A 241-nucleotide genomic window follows, 5' to 3' on the forward strand; every position below is an offset into this window, starting at 1 on the left:
CGATCCCTGGCGATGGCCACCACCGTGACCATGTCCGCCTTCCTCCTCGCAGCCGGATGGGGCATTCCCGGCTTGTTCCACCCCGGTCTCGTTCCCGTGGGGGCCACGGCGCTCGCCATCGTTCTTGCCGTCGTCGTGGTCGGCATCGTGGTCCGGACCGGACGATTGACCGACCGCCAATTCGTGGTCACGGGCGCGATGGCGGTGGTCGGCACCGCGGCGGCTGCGGTCGGTATCGCGG

General features: G+C 70.1%; 1 protein-coding gene. It reads left to right on the top strand.

What is annotated here, in order from left to right:
* Positions 1-241 (top strand): hypothetical protein (locus tag AC0IX4_RS23300; RefSeq protein WP_471831450.1); only part of this gene is annotated, 241 nt, incomplete at both ends.

This window comes from Rhodococcus sp. AC861, assembly GCF_979256035.1.